A 15,517-nucleotide genomic window follows, 5' to 3' on the forward strand; every position below is an offset into this window, starting at 1 on the left:
GCAATATTATGATTTCGGCAAAACTTGGAAAACTGTTAAATAATCTTCATCAATCGCTTCTTTTAAAACTGCTTCAATCGTGTCCATGTTTACATTTTCTAAAGCTTGCACAACATCGAACAGATTCATTTCGTTAAATTGATACCGGGTAAATTGATTGGCGATAAATTCAGGAGAATTAAAAGCCCTTAAAAAAGAGCCGATTTTTTTCTTTTTGGCGGCTTCCAGCTGCTCATCGGTAAATAACGATTGCTTGCTTTTCATAAGAGCTTCTTTTATATATTCACTCAGCTCATCCGGCCGGTCGGTATCGCCGCCGACCATAGCAAAACCGAAGCTGTACTCCTCTGTATAATCGAAGCTGAACGTATCATCAATGAGCCCTTTTTCATACAATTCCAAATAAAGCTTTGAGCTTTTGCCAAAAAGCATTTCTAAAATTAAATTCATGGAAAGCTCATGCGTAAGCAGCTCTTCCCCTTTTCGGAAAGGATGTTTTGCCTTTAAGCCGACTAAGCATTTCGACGACTTGACATTCATATAAATTTTTTCACTCGTTTTAAACACTTCATCTCTTTCATGTACTTGTTCACGAACAATATTGGTTGGCTTTTTAAAATCTTTTTTTGCCTGATTCTCTTCCACTTGCTTGATAATTTTTTCCGGTTGAACAGGCCCGATCACAAACAGGAGCATGTTGCTGGGATGGTAAAACGTTTCGTAGCATTCATAAAGCTGCTCTTTTGTAATTTGATTTATCGAATCAATTGTGCCGGCAATGTCAATCCGTACTGGATGGCTTTCATACATGTTTTGGATGAGTCCAAAATAAAGCCGCCAATCAGGATTGTCTTGGTACATGTTGATTTCTTGACCTATAATGCCTTTTTCTTTTTCAACGGATTGGTCAGTAAAATAAGGACTTTGGACAAAATCTACTAACGTTTCTAAATTTTTTTCAACATTTGCCGTGCTGGAAAAAAGATATGTCGTTCTCGTGAAGGATGTAAATGCATTGGCCGATGCCCCTTGTTCACTAAACTGTTGAAATACGTCCCCATCCTTTTTTTCAAAAAGCTTATGTTCCAAAAAGTGAGCAATGCCATCCGGGACGTGAACGATTTCCTCTTTGCCAATTGGAACGAATTTATTGTCAATAGAACCGTATTTAGTGGTGAATGTCGCATACGTTTTATGAATCCCTTGTTTTGGAAGGACATAAACATCTAATCCATTTTCCATTTTCTTATAATAATACGTTTCTTTCAGTTGATCGAATGTAATTTCTTTTATCATAAAGATCCGCCCCCTTTCAAAAAATAAACCGTATCCAGTTGAATTTTTTCAGCAAGCTGGACGATTTCGTCTTTTTGGACCTTTTCTACCCCTTCGATCCATTCTTCAATAGTTCGGTTTGTTTTCGCAACAACATTGTGGTACAGCACTTCCGTCATTCCGTAAGGGGTATCGATTGTTTCCAGCAACTGATTTTTGATCACCGCTTTCGTTTGTTCCAATTCTTTATCTGTAAAATCTCCTTTTTTCATCGCTTCCATTTGTTCATGAATAATCGTGAGAGCGCGTTCGTAGTTCTTCATTTCAATTCCTGACATCACCATTAACAAGCCTTTATGGCTTTCCACTCTCGAGGAAGCATAATAAGCAAGACTGTTCTTTTCGCGAACGTTTAGAAACAGCTTCGAATGCGGAAATCCCCCAAAAATGCCGTTAAACACTTGCAATGCGTAATAATCATGATCACTATATGTTGTGTGCGTGCGGTACCCGATGTTCAATTTCCCTTGGGTAATGTCTTGTTCTTCGATAACTTCGTTAACCTTCTCAATTTTTTTTTCAACACTTTCAGCCCTAGCTTGTTGATTGGATTTTGTTAAACGGAAATATTTCCTGACAATATCAGCCACTTGTTCGTTTTCAATATCCCCGATCACAAATAAATCGACTTCATCATGCTGCAGCATGTTTGTATAATAATCCGTCAGCTGTTGAGGAGAAATTTGGTCGATATGCTCTTTCTCTCCGTTGACATGCAGACGGTACGGCTCAGTTTTGCACATTTCTTGGATTAAACGTAAATTCGCATAACGCATTTTATCGTCATAAACCGCTTGAATGCGCTGTTTTAATGTCCGCTTTTCTTGTTCGATAATGCTTTGATTGAACACCCCTTCTTGCAGAGGAGGCGAAAGAAGTACTTCGGACAACAATTCGATCCCTTTTTCCAATAAAGGTGTCTTATCTTTTAAAAATTTTTCATTCGGGATTTCCATCCGGAACGTAATGATATGGTTTTCTCCCTTTTTGGCTAAATCGACTTGCAGTGTTGCACCGTACAAATCATCCAAATATTTCCTTAATTCAGTTGTGGATGGGTAGGATGCTGTACCTCTTTGCAAAACATGGGGAAGCAAAGCTCGAATGGTTACATCCTTTTCCGATAGCGGCGCCTTTAACCTTAAAATGAGTGAATTTGTTTTAAAAGCATTTGATGAAACGGTATGCAGCTGAATCCCGTTTATTTCGCTTACTTGCTCTTGTAAAAAACCCATTCTATCCCTCCTAAGCCTGAAAGCTTTCTATATGTTATTGTTTCCAATCATGAAAAAACACGTTATTAGTAATTATATCAATCATAGGATATTGAAGGAAATCATAACGAAATGAATTATTATTTAAAGTTTACATAATTATATTACTGTTAATTATTTACAAAAAGCAAGGATGTCTCTAGCCAGATCAGCTGAGTTATGACATCCTTCTTATGTATAAAATATGGGTATACTATACGATAACATGCAGGAATTAAAAAGTCTTTAGCAGATTCTCGGAGAAAACACACTATTGATCGTTGCCCAATACTTTTTTGTGTGTTTCAGTTTATTGTTCAATTTTAAGTAAAAAAATACCATATACTTAAAAAGACAACAGAAAATGAATTCTGTTGTCTTTCATCATTATTTTTCAGGCACAGCTTTTGAAACAACCTTTATGTTCTTTTCTGTTGCCTTTTGTCCGCTGCAGCAGAGCGAGCCAATGCTTGAAGATCGTCCTTGTCTGCAAGCTCTCTTGAAAATTCAATACTTTTGCCGTCTGACTTCAAATTTTTTGGCACTTGCGGCAGCTTAGCTTTGTTTTTATCACGCGCTTTTTGCTTATGTGCTCTTCCCATTTTGCGCACCTCCGCAAAGAGGGTGTAGACAGTTGCTTTCACAACATGTCCTATCCATTAGGGTGACATGTTCGGAGCATTTTATAATTGGCATTTTTATGCTTTAATGGCTTTCATGTTTTTCTGAAAAGCCTCCCGCTCTGTCAGCCATTTTAAACGCTCTCGAATAAGTGACTTCTTGGGCGCTGCTCAAACTGCTTTTTGCTTTTTTACGTTTCGCATCTTTTGCCATCCATCGATCTCTCACTTTCTAGTAAATGTAGTTTTAGTATGCCCGTTATTAAAATATTTTTGCATGAAAAACACGAAAATTTTTATGACAAACGTTCCTCCAGCTCTTCTTTAGAAATCAACACTTGGCGCGGCTTGCTTCCCTCATAAGGTCCGACTACCCCTCTCTCTTCCATGGCGTCAATTAATCTCGCAGCTCTTGAGTAGCCGATTCTAAATCTTCTTTGCAGCATGGATACACTTGCACTTTGCATGTCCACAACTAGTTGAACCGCTTCATTATATAATTCATCATCAACATCTCCATGATCCTCGGAATCTTCGTTCGGAATCATTTCTTCTTGATATTGTGCCTTTTGTTGTGAAATGACGTAATTCACGACTTTTTCCACTTCTTCATCTGATAAAAACGCTCCTTGAACACGAATCGGCTTTGATGATCCGACTGGCAAAAACAGCATATCTCCTCTTCCGAGCAGCTTCTCAGCTCCCCCCATATCCAAAATAGTGCGTGAATCGGTTTGGGAGGACACACTAAAGGCAATTCTCGATGGAATATTGGCTTTTATGACTCCTGTAATTACATCAACAGACGGACGTTGAGTCGCAATAATTAAATGAATGCCAGCAGCACGGGCCATTTGTGACAAGCGTGTAATCGAATCTTCTACATCAGAAGAAGCCACCATCATTAAATCAGCGAGCTCATCCACGATGACGACAATAAAAGGAAGCTCAGGCTGCTTCTCTTTTGAAAGCGAATTTTGCCTTCTGATCATTTCATTATATCCTTCAATATTGCGCGTTCCAGTATGTGAAAAAAGCTCGTATCTTCTTTCCATTTCATTTACTACTTTTTGCAATGCGAGCGACGCTTTTTTCGGATTTGTCACAACAGGAGCCAATAGATGCGGAATCCCATTGTAAACACTTAATTCGACCATTTTTGGATCGATCATCATCATTTTCACTTCATGAGGCTTCGCCCTCATCAAAATGCTTGTAATAATCCCGTTAATGCAGACGCTTTTTCCGCTGCCTGTTGCACCTGCAACAAGCAGATGTGGCATTTTGTTCAGTTCAGCCAGCACCGCTTCTCCAGTTATATCACGTCCTAAACCGATCAGCAGCTTGGAATCAGGGCGATCGTTCATTTTGGATTCCAGCACCTCGCGCAATGACACCATCGCAATTTCTGAATTCGGCACCTCAATTCCAATTGCAGACTTTCCCGGAATCGGCGCTTCAATCCGAATATCTTTTGCTGCTAAAGCCAGCGCCAGGTCATCGCTTAAACTGACAATTTTGCTTACCTTCACCCCGACATCCGGGTACACTTCATATTTTGTTACAGCAGGCCCTAAATGTACTTGGGTAACCTTTGCCTTCACTCCAAAGCTTTGGAAAGTGCGCTCTAGTTTTCTCGCATTATCGTAAATATTCCGCTTATCGGCATGCTGACCGCTGTATTTTGGAAGAGACAGCAAATCAATCGGAGGCAATTTATAATCTTTGTTTTCTATCTCCTGAAAGGCGATCGGCTCATCCTTTTCTTCAAGCGTAATTTGTTCCTGCTTTAAATTATTTTCGGGCTCTTTTTTATCATTTGTCACGATTTCCGGATGGTCTGTAAAACTGGAAATAATCGGTTCAGATGTATTTTCTTCTAAATGTTCATCTTCTTGTTCTTGATCGTCTTCAGCCTGAACCTTATTGGAGCGATGCTTCTTTTGCTTTTTCTTTTGTTTTTTTACTAAGGAAAATAAGTTCTTCATATCATCCACAAAGGCAAAAAATTGTTTTTTGAAAATCCGGCCGATGGACTCAACAATTTTGGAGAGGCTGTTTCCGAGTGATTTTCCGGAAATTAAGATGCAACCAATTATGATCAAGACAATGGAAATAATTCGGGTGCCCCCTGAAGAAAATAAATAGTATGATGCAGCAAAAAAAACGGCGCCGATCATTCCTCCTCCAAGATCTTGAGCGCTTGCCTCCCCGTTTAATTCCTTTAAATACATCTCCCAAGTATTCAATATAACGCTTGGAGAAGCAAAAACTCCTCCCTTTGACAAATTTTCAAACAGCTTCATATGGCTGAGAATTAAAATTGAGCCAACTATAAGATAGATCCCGAGCCATCTTCTCGTTAAAAAATGAGGGAATGTCTTTTTCCAAAATATATATATGGAAAACCATAATAATCCTAGCAAAAAGATAATAAACCATTCTCCAGCGAAGAACCGAAAAAAGGCGACAAGCGCTTTGCCAGCAAATCCAAATTCGCTTAAAGCGATTATCGACAATGATAATAGCAGAAGTCCCGCTATTTCAAATTTTAGTTTATTTTGCCAATCCGTTTTTCTCTTTTTTCGTTTCCTTTTCACTTTTGCCACTTTAATCCCACCTATGTATTATGTAAAACAAGAACGCAGCCACTATTTGGCTGCGAACGACTGTTTGTGTCCATATTATATCATACAAACTTGAATTTAGGTATGCTAGCAACGATGTTGTCTTTAAAAGGAATGTTAGCTTCGAAAAAAAGGTACTTTTTGACCGGGGAAAACAGATTCCAATAAATAATGGTTTGGATTGGTTGAAAGCACTCTGACGATTTGGCATTGATTTTCTCCCGTTTCTTCTATTAATAATGAAATGCCGTTCATCTCAATAATGTGCCTTTTTTGAAAAGCTTCTTGATCTGATGGAAAAATGAGCTCTTCAGGAACAGTCGTGTATAAAATCATTGAAGGATGTCCCCTCCTTTTCCATTCTTTCTTTCCAAAATAAGCTCGTTCAATTTTTTCATCGCGCTTCCTACACCGCCTATTTCATCGATCAAGCCGTACTTAACCGCATCTTGACCGATAACATTTGTTCCAATATCCCTTGTTAAATTTCCTTTTGAAAACATCAGCTCTTTAAATTTATCTTCTGTAATATTGGAATGCTTTGTTACAAAACTAATAACCCGCTCCTGCATTTTATCAAGATATTCAAACGTTTGCGGAACACCAATGACCAAACCGGTTAACCTTATCGGGTGAATCGTCATCGTAGCCGTTTCCGCAATAAATGAATAATCGCATGACACAGCGATGGGCACACCGATAGAATGTCCGCCGCCAAGAACGATGGATACAGTCGGTTTCGTAAGCGAAGCAAGCATTTCAGCGATCGCAAGTCCTGCTTCAACATCGCCGCCGACAGTATTTAAAATGACGAGCAGTCCTTCTATTTTCATATTTTGTTCGATCGCCACAATTTGCGGAATGATATGTTCATATTTCGTTGTTTTATTTTGAGCAGGGAGCTGTATATGTCCTTCAATTTGACCGATAATGGTTAAACAATGAATGTTTGTTTCCTGATCCATTTGCGGAATGTTTGTTTGTCCTAACTGCTGAATTTTGTCAACTACATTTTCGCTTCCCTTTTCCACTGGCTGAACAGTCGGTTGATCAGCATTTCCGTTCATCCCAATCATCCTTTCTTCTTACCGTTATGATGTTAGTATGAACGGAATCCATTTTTTCATGCGGCCAGGAAACCGTTTTAAAAATGTGAAAAAAGCAGGCTTCGTCGGCCTGCTTTTTGTCTAAACCTCCATAATAATTGGCAAAATCATCGGGCGGCGCTTCGTTTGCTCATATAAAAATTGATTCAAGACGTCGCGAATGTTTTGTTTCATTGTTGACCAATCCATTGAAACATCTTCCATACAAGACGACAGTGTGTCATGCACCATTTTCGTAGCTTTGGAAATTAAACTTTCAGACTCACGGACATACACAAACCCTCTTGATATAATTTCAGGACCAGCGACAATTTTTTTCATCTCTTTGTTTAACGTAACAACAACAATTAAAATGCCGTCCTGAGATAACAAACGCCGGTCTCTTAGCACGATATTTCCAACATCTCCTACACCAAGCCCGTCAATTAGTACATTTCCAGAAGGTACTTTTGTAACCGTTTTGGCAGATTTAGGGGTGAATTCAACCACATCTCCTTGATCGAGCAAAAAAATGTTTTCTTCGCGTATTCCGATCGATTGCGCAATTTTAGCATGCGCTATTTGCATTTTAAATTCACCATGAACGGGAATAAAGTATTTTGGTTTCATTAAATGTAGCATAAGCTTCAGCTCTTCTTGGCAGCCATGACCAGAAAAAAACGCTTTTTTATCAATCGAAACAACATTGGCTCCTGCTCGAAACAGCAAATCAATCGTTTTCGAATAAATAAGTTCTTGTCCGGGTGTTGGGGTCTGAGCAATTAAAACCGTATCATCGGAAGTTATATGATGTTGCTTGTGAATGCCTTTGGCCATTTTTGAAATTTCCGCAAGCGGATCGAATGAATCGCTTGCACATAGTAGAACAGAGTTTTGTTTTTCAAGCTTTTTTAAATGCGACACCGGAATAAACAAATCATCGTCAGCCTTTAAATACCGTAATTGTCTTGCAAGCTCAATAATTTTGGCAAACGATTTCCCTATAATTGCTATTTTTCTTCCAGTCTCAACTGCGGCATTGAAAATTTGCTGAATTCGGTAAATATTCGTCTCTGCTACAGATACAACAACTCTTCCAGGCGAATTATACATAACATCGTTGATCATTTCTCCGGCAAGAGCTTCGGAACCAGAAAAGCCGGGTCTTTCTGCATTGATACTGTCGGAAAGCAAACAAAGAACACCGCTATTACCGATTTCCGCCATTTTACCAAAATCAAGAAAATGACTTCCGATCGAGGATTGCTCTAATTTAAAATCGCCTGTATGCACGATCGCTCCCATTGACGTATGGAAACAAACTCCCATAGAATCAGGAATATTTGAGAATGTGCGAAAAAAAGAAACCGTCACTTGAGGAAAATGTACAGGCTTTCGCATATTCACTTCGCGAAAATCAGCGGTAACAGAATATTGCTTCATTCTTTCTTTTGTCAAGGCAATTGTCCATTTCGTTCCGTAAACTGGCGCATTGATATGTTTTAAAATGTAGAAAATCGCACCGATCCGATCCAATCTGCCATTTGTTAAGAAGATGGCCCGAACCCTATCTTTACGTTCAAGCAAATATGTAATATCCGGTATCACCACATCAATTCCGAGCATCTCGTTTTCAGGATATTTCAAGCCGGCATCCACAATAAAAATATCCGAGTCGATTTCGACGATGTACAGGTTTTTTCCGACTTCCCCAACCCCTCCTAAAGCAATAAGTTGAATTTTTTCAGCTTTTTTCATAAGTGTTAGTGATCCTCCCTAAATATCCCCGTCCAAAGCACTTAGCAATATTATACCTGATGAAAGAAATGGAATACAAGTTAATTTATATCAGGCACACTTATCCGAAAAATTAAGCCGCTAGACTCAGCTGTTTTGAATGGGGCAGAGTGGAATTTTTAAAATAAAAAAAGGCTAATCACGATGATCAGCCTAATTCATGGATCACAGCGGCTAATGATGTTCGCTCATCTGTTGTTAACGGAACTAACGGCAAGCGCACCGGACCAACATCCAGACCTTTTATTTGCAGCGCTGCTTTCACTGGAACAGGGTTTGGCGCCTTAAACAGTTCTTTCATTAATGGGAGAAGTCTTCGATGAAGGCTTCCGGCTTTTTTCACATCACCTGACAAAAAGGCTTGAATCATTTCTTGCATTTCATCTCCTACAACATGGGAGGCTACAGATATAACGCCATCACCGCCTATTGATAATGTCGGCAGCGTTAAGCTGTCGTCCCCAGTGTATAAAGCAAAATTATCTGGCGTTTTCTCGATAATTTTGGCCATATTATCAAGATCTCCGCTAGCTTCTTTAATCGCAACGATATTGTCAATTTCCGATAGACGAATAACCGTTTCAGGCGCGATCGAGGACGATGTTCTGCCAGGCACATTGTAAAGCATCACAGGAAGGTGCGTGCTTTCTGCTATCGCTTTAAAGTGCTGATAAATCCCTTCCTGATTCGGTTTGTTGTAGTATGGAGTGACAAGCATAATCGCATCGACGCCGGTTTGTTCCGCCTTTTTTGTCAGTTCTATGGAAGCTCTTGTATTGTTTGTACCTGTCCCTGCAATCACTGGAACTCTTTTATTGACAACAGAAACGACATGTTTAAATAAAGCGAGCTTTTCTTCCGTTGTTAAAGTTGGAGATTCACCCGTTGTTCCAGCCACAACAATTGAATCTGTTCCATGATGGATTAAATATTCTACTAATTTTTCCGTTTTTTGAAAATCAATATTCCCGTTATTGTCAAACGGGGTAACCATTGCAGTTGAAATTCTTCCAAACATACCCACTTGTTCCTCACACCTTTATCGATTATTTTCCAAGATCAAACGCTTTATGAAGTGCATTAACTGCTTGAATCATTTCACTTTCCTTCACAAGCACCCAAATTGTTGTATGGCTGTCTGCCGATTGCAAAATTTGTATCCCTTCCTCCGATAAAGCAGCAACGATTTTGGAAGCGACTCCAGGAACTCCTTGAATGCCTGCTCCTACAATTGAGACTTTTGCACAATGCCGCGTGATCATCGGATCATATCCGATCTCTTTCAAAATTCCAACAGCAAGATCCGTTACATCCCCATGAACAGTATATATGACACTCTTAGGAGTAATATTAAAGAAATCGACGCTAATTCCGCTTGTAGCCATCGCTTTAAAAATTTCTTGATGAAAACGGAAATTCCCTTCTTTTGCATCTACTTTAATTTGCGTGACATCGGAAACATGAGCAATTCCAGTAATTAAACGTTCTTTTATGTCCGCACCTAGTTTGTCCTGATGGTGAGAAGTGATGATCGTTCCTTTCGATTTAGAATAAGTGGAACGAATGCGAATCGGGATTTTGGCTTGCATAGCGATTTCAACCGCACGCGGATGAATCACCTTTGCTCCTTGATAGGCCAAATTGCAAATTTCCGTATACGTCACAAATGAAAGGGGCTTTGCATCCTTAACAATACGAGGATCCGCTGTCATAACTCCTTCCACATCTGTAAAAATGTCTACATATTCTGCTTTTAAAGCTGCTCCAAGTGCTGTTGCTGAAGTGTCACTGCCGCCGCGCCCAATTGTCGTCACATCTCCATTTGCTTGTGCTCCTTGAAAGCCTGCGACAACAACGACATCATTTGTTTCTAGAAGCCCGAGCAGGCGATCACATTTCAATTCTAATATTTTAGCATTTGTATGTTCATTTGTCGTCAAAAAACCTGCCTGCGCTCCGCTTAAAGCTGCCGCTTTTATTCCTTTCCCTTTTAGCATGCTAGTAAATACGACAGAAGAGATGATTTCTCCGCAGGACAGCAACATATCCTGTTCACGTTTGGAAATGGTGTCGATCCCGCCTTCCACAAGGCTGATCAGCGTATCTGTTGCGTACGGATCTCCTTTTCTCCCCATCGCTGATACGACGACGACCACTTTTTTTTTCTCAGACAAGGCTTCCTTTATATGTTCGTACGCATGTCTTCTGCCTTGTTCATCACGGACAGACGTTCCTCCAAACTTTTGAACAACAATGCTCATGATGTTCACCTCTATAAAATAACTAAACAGAAGAGAGCTGATGGCTTCAACTCTCTTCTTTTCACCTTATACTAGTTTCAGTTTAATTAAACTTTCGGCAATTTGTACAGAGTTTAATGCTGCCCCTTTTAATAAATTGTCGGATACAACCCAAAGGTGGAAGCCGTTTGGCCGATCTAAGTCTTTGCGAATTCGGCCTACAAATGTATCGTATTTGCCTTCTGCAAAAGCAGGCATTGGATAAATTTGATTTGCCGGATCATCTTCAAGCGTAACGCCAGGCGCATCTCTTAATACATTGCGAATATCATTTACAGTAACATCGTCCCTGTCGATTTCAATGTAGACTGATTCTGAATGCCCGATGACGACCGGCAAGCGGACGCAGGTCGCTGCAACTTCCAGATCCTTCATATGCATAATTTTTTTTGTTTCATTGATCATTTTCATTTCTTCAAATGTAAATCCATTTTCCTGGAACTTATCAATTTGCGGAATTGCATTAAACGCAATTTGATAATGTTTTTCGTCACTTTTAACAGGTAAAATTTCAGGTACAAACGGCTTTCCTTCTAAAATCGCTTTAGACTGTTCTTTCAATTCCTGGATCGCTTGTGCCCCCGCACCTGATACTGCTTGATAAGTGGAAACAATGACTTTTTTCAGCCCGAACGCTTTACGGATCGGCTGCAATGCAACAACCATTTGGATCGTCGAACAATTCGGGTTGGCAATAATACCGTTATGCCATTTTATATCCTCTTCGTTCACTTCCGGTACTACGAGAGGAACGTTTTCATCCATTCTAAATGCGCTCGTATTGTCGATCACGACCGCGCCTCTTTTGGCTGCTTCCGGTGCAAGCTGCTTCGACACGCTTCCTCCAGCGCTGAAAAGAGCGATATCAACCCCTTCAAAGCTTTCCGGTTCCGCTTTTTGTACTGTGATTGGTTTTCCTTTAAATGTAGCTGTCTTTCCTGCAGATCGTTCGGATGATAACAGCGTTAAAGTTTCCACAGGAAAGTTTCTTTTTTCCAATGTTTCGATCATTCGTGTTCCTACTGCTCCAGTTGCTCCGACAACTGCTACATGAAAACCTTTTTGAGCCATTTTCTATCTATCTCCTTCCAAAATGCATCAGAGTCGAATAATCATGTATTCGTATTACGTTTAATTGTATCACAGTAGCCAAAAAAAGTGATGAGCGATTTTTCATGAAAGCGTTTTATTTGTTTGATTATTTTTTATGTTCAATAATAACCGGCTGAAGCTGTCTATGTTCAAGCGCATGTTCAACTGTTTCCACTAACCGATCCATATTCGCCACCATTGAATTCGGTTTTTGGTGGGGTGCATCTTGGCCGAACGGAACAAAGAAAATATTTTTTGCCGCCATTAGCTTCATTAAATTTACGCCATTTAACCCGAGAGCATCGTTTGTAGAAATGGCTAGTACAACGGGGCGATGGTTTCTCATAGTCGCTTTTGCAGCCATCAATACAGGAGAGTCCGTCAAGGCATTCGCCAGTTTGCTCATCGAATTGCCGGTCATCGGCGCAATGACCATGCAATCAAGAGGAATTTTCGGACCTAAAGGCTCGGCATCCACGATCGAATCAATTACTTGATTTCCAGTCGCTTCTTCAATTCTTTTGACCCATTCTTCTCCTTCCCCGAATCTAGTTGTTGTCGTCTTTACGGTCGAGGTGACAATTGGCAAAACGTTTGCTCCTTTTTCAACGAGCTTTTGAATTTGCGGAAATACCGCATCATAAGTACAATGAGAGCCTGTTAAACCAAATCCGATCCGTTTACCTTTCACTTCCATTATCCATACTCCTTTCAAGCTGATGCTGTTCAGTTAAAAGGATTGTCAACGCATTCGCCAAAATCTGGCCCGCTGTCTTCGGTGCGACAATTCCTGGAAGACCAGGTGCTAAAATGGCTTTCATACCTCTTTTTTCAGCATAGTGGAAATCGGTTCCCCCCGGCTTTGATGCTAAATCGATAATAAGAGCGTGGACAGGCATAGCTGCCAAAACATCAGAAGACAACACCAACGCTGGAACTGTATTAATGCAAATATCGATCGACGACAATTCGTCCTTCAGTTCACTCAAATGAAACGGCTTCATTCCCATTTCCGTGATCCTGGCCAAATCTTTCTGTTTGCGAGCGCCTACCTTCACATTAGCTCCTAATGCTGCAAAAGTGCGGGCAACACTCATTCCTGTCCGTCCAAATCCGATAACGGCAATGTTGGAACCATGAATGGTAAAATCAGTATGTTGAATAACGAGCATTATGGTCCCTTCTACTGTCGGAATGGAATTATATATCGCTACATCATCACGGTCCAGTATCGGTACAAGCTTTCGTTTTTCTTTTTCCATTAACTCTTCTAAATATTTTGTGCGTATCCCAGAATAAAAGATGCAATGCTCAGGAGTGGAGGCCACCATTTCTCTTGTCAGTACGATTTCTTCAGCGGAAAAAACTGCTTCGACCTGTCCTTCGCTTCCGGTTCCTGAAACAGGCAATATTACTGCATCCATTCCTTCCAGACTAATATTATGGCTGTTTATTTTTACTGATCCTGTATACCCATGTTCAAGCTGATCAAATCCGATTAAAAATAGATTGGCATCGTGCTCTGATAGCCTTCGGATCACCTCTAGCTGCCGGGCGTCACCGCCAATTACAGCAACGTTTAAGCCAGTTAACATCCTTTTTTCACCTTCTTTATGGCAATTCAGTTCAGTTTCGAAAACCATAATTAGCTCCCTGTTTTAAGCATATTATGTAGGCGGCAGCCGATAGGTGAATCGCATCGAAAAATTGCCAAAAAATAAAGCCGGCTTCTTTAGCCGGCGGATCTTCATTAGTCATCAATTTTATTTAAGGAATTTTCCGGTACGTCAATAATGATCATATCTTGACCAATTTTTTTGATATGCTCCCACGGTACTCGAATATCATGTCCTTGTTTCCTTAAACCGAACCACTTTAAAGAAGGAATAATAAGCGCCGTAATTTGTCCAGTTTCCGCATTGATTTCAAAGTCTGTTTGACCGAGCACGCCTAGACGTTCCGCTCGTTTTACATCGACGATTTCTTTTCCGCTTAACTCGGATAAACGCATAGTATTGGCTCCCCTCTTTCATTATAAATATACGAACATATTCACAGGCAGAGATTGATTCGAAACTGATGAACATAGCTTTCCATACATGTATACGTTTTTGGCAAATAAAAAATGCCCGCCAATCCATCATAGCAGGCATTTTAATTCTGGAATTGCAGAAGAAAGATTCTCTTCTGGACTAATTAAAGATACAGCATATTCATCTGTAAAAATATGTTGAATAAGTTCATTGACGCTCATGATATCAACACGGTTAACCGTTTCGATAATTTCATCCAAAGATCGATGTTTGCCTAAGAGCAGCTCATTTTTGCCGTTTCTGCTCATTCTTGCATTTGTACTTTCAAGACTAAGCATTAAATTCCCTTTAATTTGTTCTTTTGAATGCATTAATTCTTTTTCAGTAATACCGCTTTTTTTCAATTTTTCAATTGTTTGAAAAATCGTTTCAAATAAAATATTCAGCTGGTTTCTTCCAGTCCCACCGTAAATTGTGAGCACTCCGCTGTCTTCATATGAAGTGTGGTAAGAGAAAATAGAATAAGCAAGCCCTTTTTCTTCCCTCACCTCTTGGAATAAGCGGCTTGACATGCTCCCGCCCAAAATATTGTTTAACACAATTAAGCTGTAAATGTCGTCATGACCGACTCTCAACCCTTTAAACCCAATGCAGAGATGCGCTTGCTCCGTCTCTTTTTTCTTGGCGATTTTTTGGTCCAAAAAAACCGGTTCCTTATATTTTTCTTTTTTATGAGACGACTTAAAATTGCCGAACCATTTCTCAACCTCTTGAATAAAGCTTTCTTGAACGTTTCCAGCTACTGAAATGACGATATTGTCAGGAGTATAGTATTTTTCCATATAGCTTTTCAACGCATCGCCGGTAAAACTAGATAAAGTTTTTTCTGTGCCTAAAATTGGATAGCCAAGCGGATGATCGCCAAATGCAGCCTGGCTTAACAAATCGTGCACAATATCGTCTGGAGTATCTTCATACATTTTGATTTCTTCTAGAACAACATTTCGTTCTTTGTTTAATTCTTCTTCTTCAAATACTGAGTTGAAAAACATATCAGCCAGCACTTCAAGTGCATAATTTGCATGCTCATCGAGCACTTTTGCATAATAGCAGGTGTATTCTTTTGAGGTGAAGGCATTCACCTGACCGCCAATTTTGTCAAAAGCTTCTGCAATTTCTCTAGCTGTTCTTTTTTCTGTTCCTTTAAAAAACATATGCTCTAAAAAATGAGAAATGCCGTTTGTTTCTTTCGTCTCGTTTCTAGAACCTGTGCCAATCCAAACTCCGATAGCAACGGAGCGAACAGTCGGAATAGATTCTAAAATGATTCTAACACCATTTTGGCATGTATATTTCTTGATCAAATTGTAACCCC

General features: G+C 39.8%; 15 protein-coding genes. All 15 read right to left on the reverse strand.

Going from position 1 to position 15,517, the window contains the following annotated elements:
• Positions 1 to 6 precede the first annotated feature (6 nt).
• The 15 genes from yfmH to RI196_RS10495 all read right to left on the reverse strand — a co-directional run bounded on the left by yfmH (position 7) and on the right by RI196_RS10495 (position 15,506).
• Positions 7 to 1,296, reverse strand: a complete 1,290-nt coding sequence (yfmH, locus tag RI196_RS10425; RefSeq protein ID WP_311066215.1) for an EF-P 5-aminopentanol modification-associated protein YfmH — start codon at positions 1,294 to 1,296, stop codon at positions 7 to 9.
• Complete coding sequence (gene yfmF / locus RI196_RS10430; protein WP_063386723.1) at positions 1,293 to 2,570, reverse strand: EF-P 5-aminopentanol modification-associated protein YfmF; 1,278 nt, start codon at positions 2,568 to 2,570, stop codon at positions 1,293 to 1,295. Before yfmF ends, yfmH begins: the two co-directional genes overlap by 4 nt.
• A 437-nt stretch (positions 2,571 to 3,007) precedes the next feature.
• A complete protein-coding gene (locus tag RI196_RS10435) occupies positions 3,008 to 3,190 on the reverse strand; it encodes a YfhD family protein (protein WP_063386722.1) in 183 nt (60 codons plus the stop codon).
• Between the two features lie 103 nt (positions 3,191 to 3,293).
• Positions 3,294 to 3,422 carry a YfhE family protein gene (locus RI196_RS10440; RefSeq protein WP_311066216.1) on the reverse strand — a complete coding sequence of 43 codons (129 nt, stop codon included), beginning with the start codon at positions 3,420 to 3,422 and terminating at the stop codon, positions 3,294 to 3,296.
• An 82-nt stretch (positions 3,423 to 3,504) separates the two neighbouring features.
• On the reverse strand, positions 3,505 to 5,817 hold the full coding sequence (locus RI196_RS10445) for a DNA translocase FtsK (protein WP_144597757.1): 2,313 nt from the start codon (positions 5,815 to 5,817) through the stop codon (positions 3,505 to 3,507).
• A gap of 135 nt (positions 5,818 to 5,952) precedes the next feature.
• Entirely contained in the window at positions 5,953 to 6,171 is a 219-nt protein-coding gene (locus RI196_RS10450; protein WP_066246452.1) for a YlzJ-like family protein, read from the reverse strand.
• Positions 6,168 to 6,902, reverse strand: a complete 735-nt coding sequence (locus tag RI196_RS10455) for a ClpP family protease (RefSeq protein WP_066246454.1) — start codon at positions 6,900 to 6,902, stop codon at positions 6,168 to 6,170. Before RI196_RS10455 ends, RI196_RS10450 begins: the two co-directional genes overlap by 4 nt.
• Before the next feature lie 120 nt (positions 6,903 to 7,022).
• The gene (locus tag RI196_RS10460; protein ID WP_063386718.1) at positions 7,023 to 8,678 is read right to left on the reverse strand and encodes a ribonuclease J; all 1,656 of its coding nucleotides are present in this window, start codon (positions 8,676 to 8,678) and stop codon (positions 7,023 to 7,025) included.
• A gap of 187 nt (positions 8,679 to 8,865) precedes the next feature.
• A complete protein-coding gene (dapA, locus tag RI196_RS10465; protein WP_094246018.1) occupies positions 8,866 to 9,741 on the reverse strand; it encodes a 4-hydroxy-tetrahydrodipicolinate synthase in 876 nt (291 codons plus the stop codon).
• A gap of 22 nt (positions 9,742 to 9,763) precedes the next feature.
• Positions 9,764 to 10,978, reverse strand: a complete 1,215-nt coding sequence (gene dapG, locus RI196_RS10470; RefSeq protein ID WP_063386717.1) for an aspartate kinase — start codon at positions 10,976 to 10,978, stop codon at positions 9,764 to 9,766.
• A gap of 66 nt (positions 10,979 to 11,044) precedes the next feature.
• Entirely contained in the window at positions 11,045 to 12,088 is a 1,044-nt protein-coding gene (gene asd, locus RI196_RS10475) for an aspartate-semialdehyde dehydrogenase (protein WP_063386716.1), read from the reverse strand.
• Between the two features lie 127 nt (positions 12,089 to 12,215).
• Positions 12,216 to 12,806, reverse strand: coding sequence for a dipicolinate synthase subunit B (locus RI196_RS10480; protein ID WP_063386715.1), 591 nt, complete (start codon positions 12,804 to 12,806; stop codon positions 12,216 to 12,218).
• Entirely contained in the window at positions 12,790 to 13,704 is a 915-nt protein-coding gene (gene dpaA, locus RI196_RS10485; protein WP_311067348.1) for a dipicolinic acid synthetase subunit A, read from the reverse strand. Before dpaA ends, RI196_RS10480 begins: the two co-directional genes overlap by 17 nt.
• Before the next feature lie 155 nt (positions 13,705 to 13,859).
• A complete protein-coding gene (locus RI196_RS10490) occupies positions 13,860 to 14,120 on the reverse strand; it encodes a YlmC/YmxH family sporulation protein (RefSeq protein ID WP_063386713.1) in 261 nt (86 codons plus the stop codon).
• A 129-nt stretch (positions 14,121 to 14,249) separates the two neighbouring features.
• Positions 14,250 to 15,506, reverse strand: coding sequence for a M16 family metallopeptidase (locus tag RI196_RS10495; protein ID WP_066246458.1), 1,257 nt, complete (start codon positions 15,504 to 15,506; stop codon positions 14,250 to 14,252).
• Between the last annotated feature and the right edge of the window lie 11 nt (positions 15,507 to 15,517).

The sequence above is a fragment of the Aeribacillus composti genome, assembly GCF_031760945.1.
Classification (GTDB): Bacteria; Bacillota; Bacilli; order Bacillales; family Aeribacillaceae; genus Aeribacillus; species Aeribacillus composti.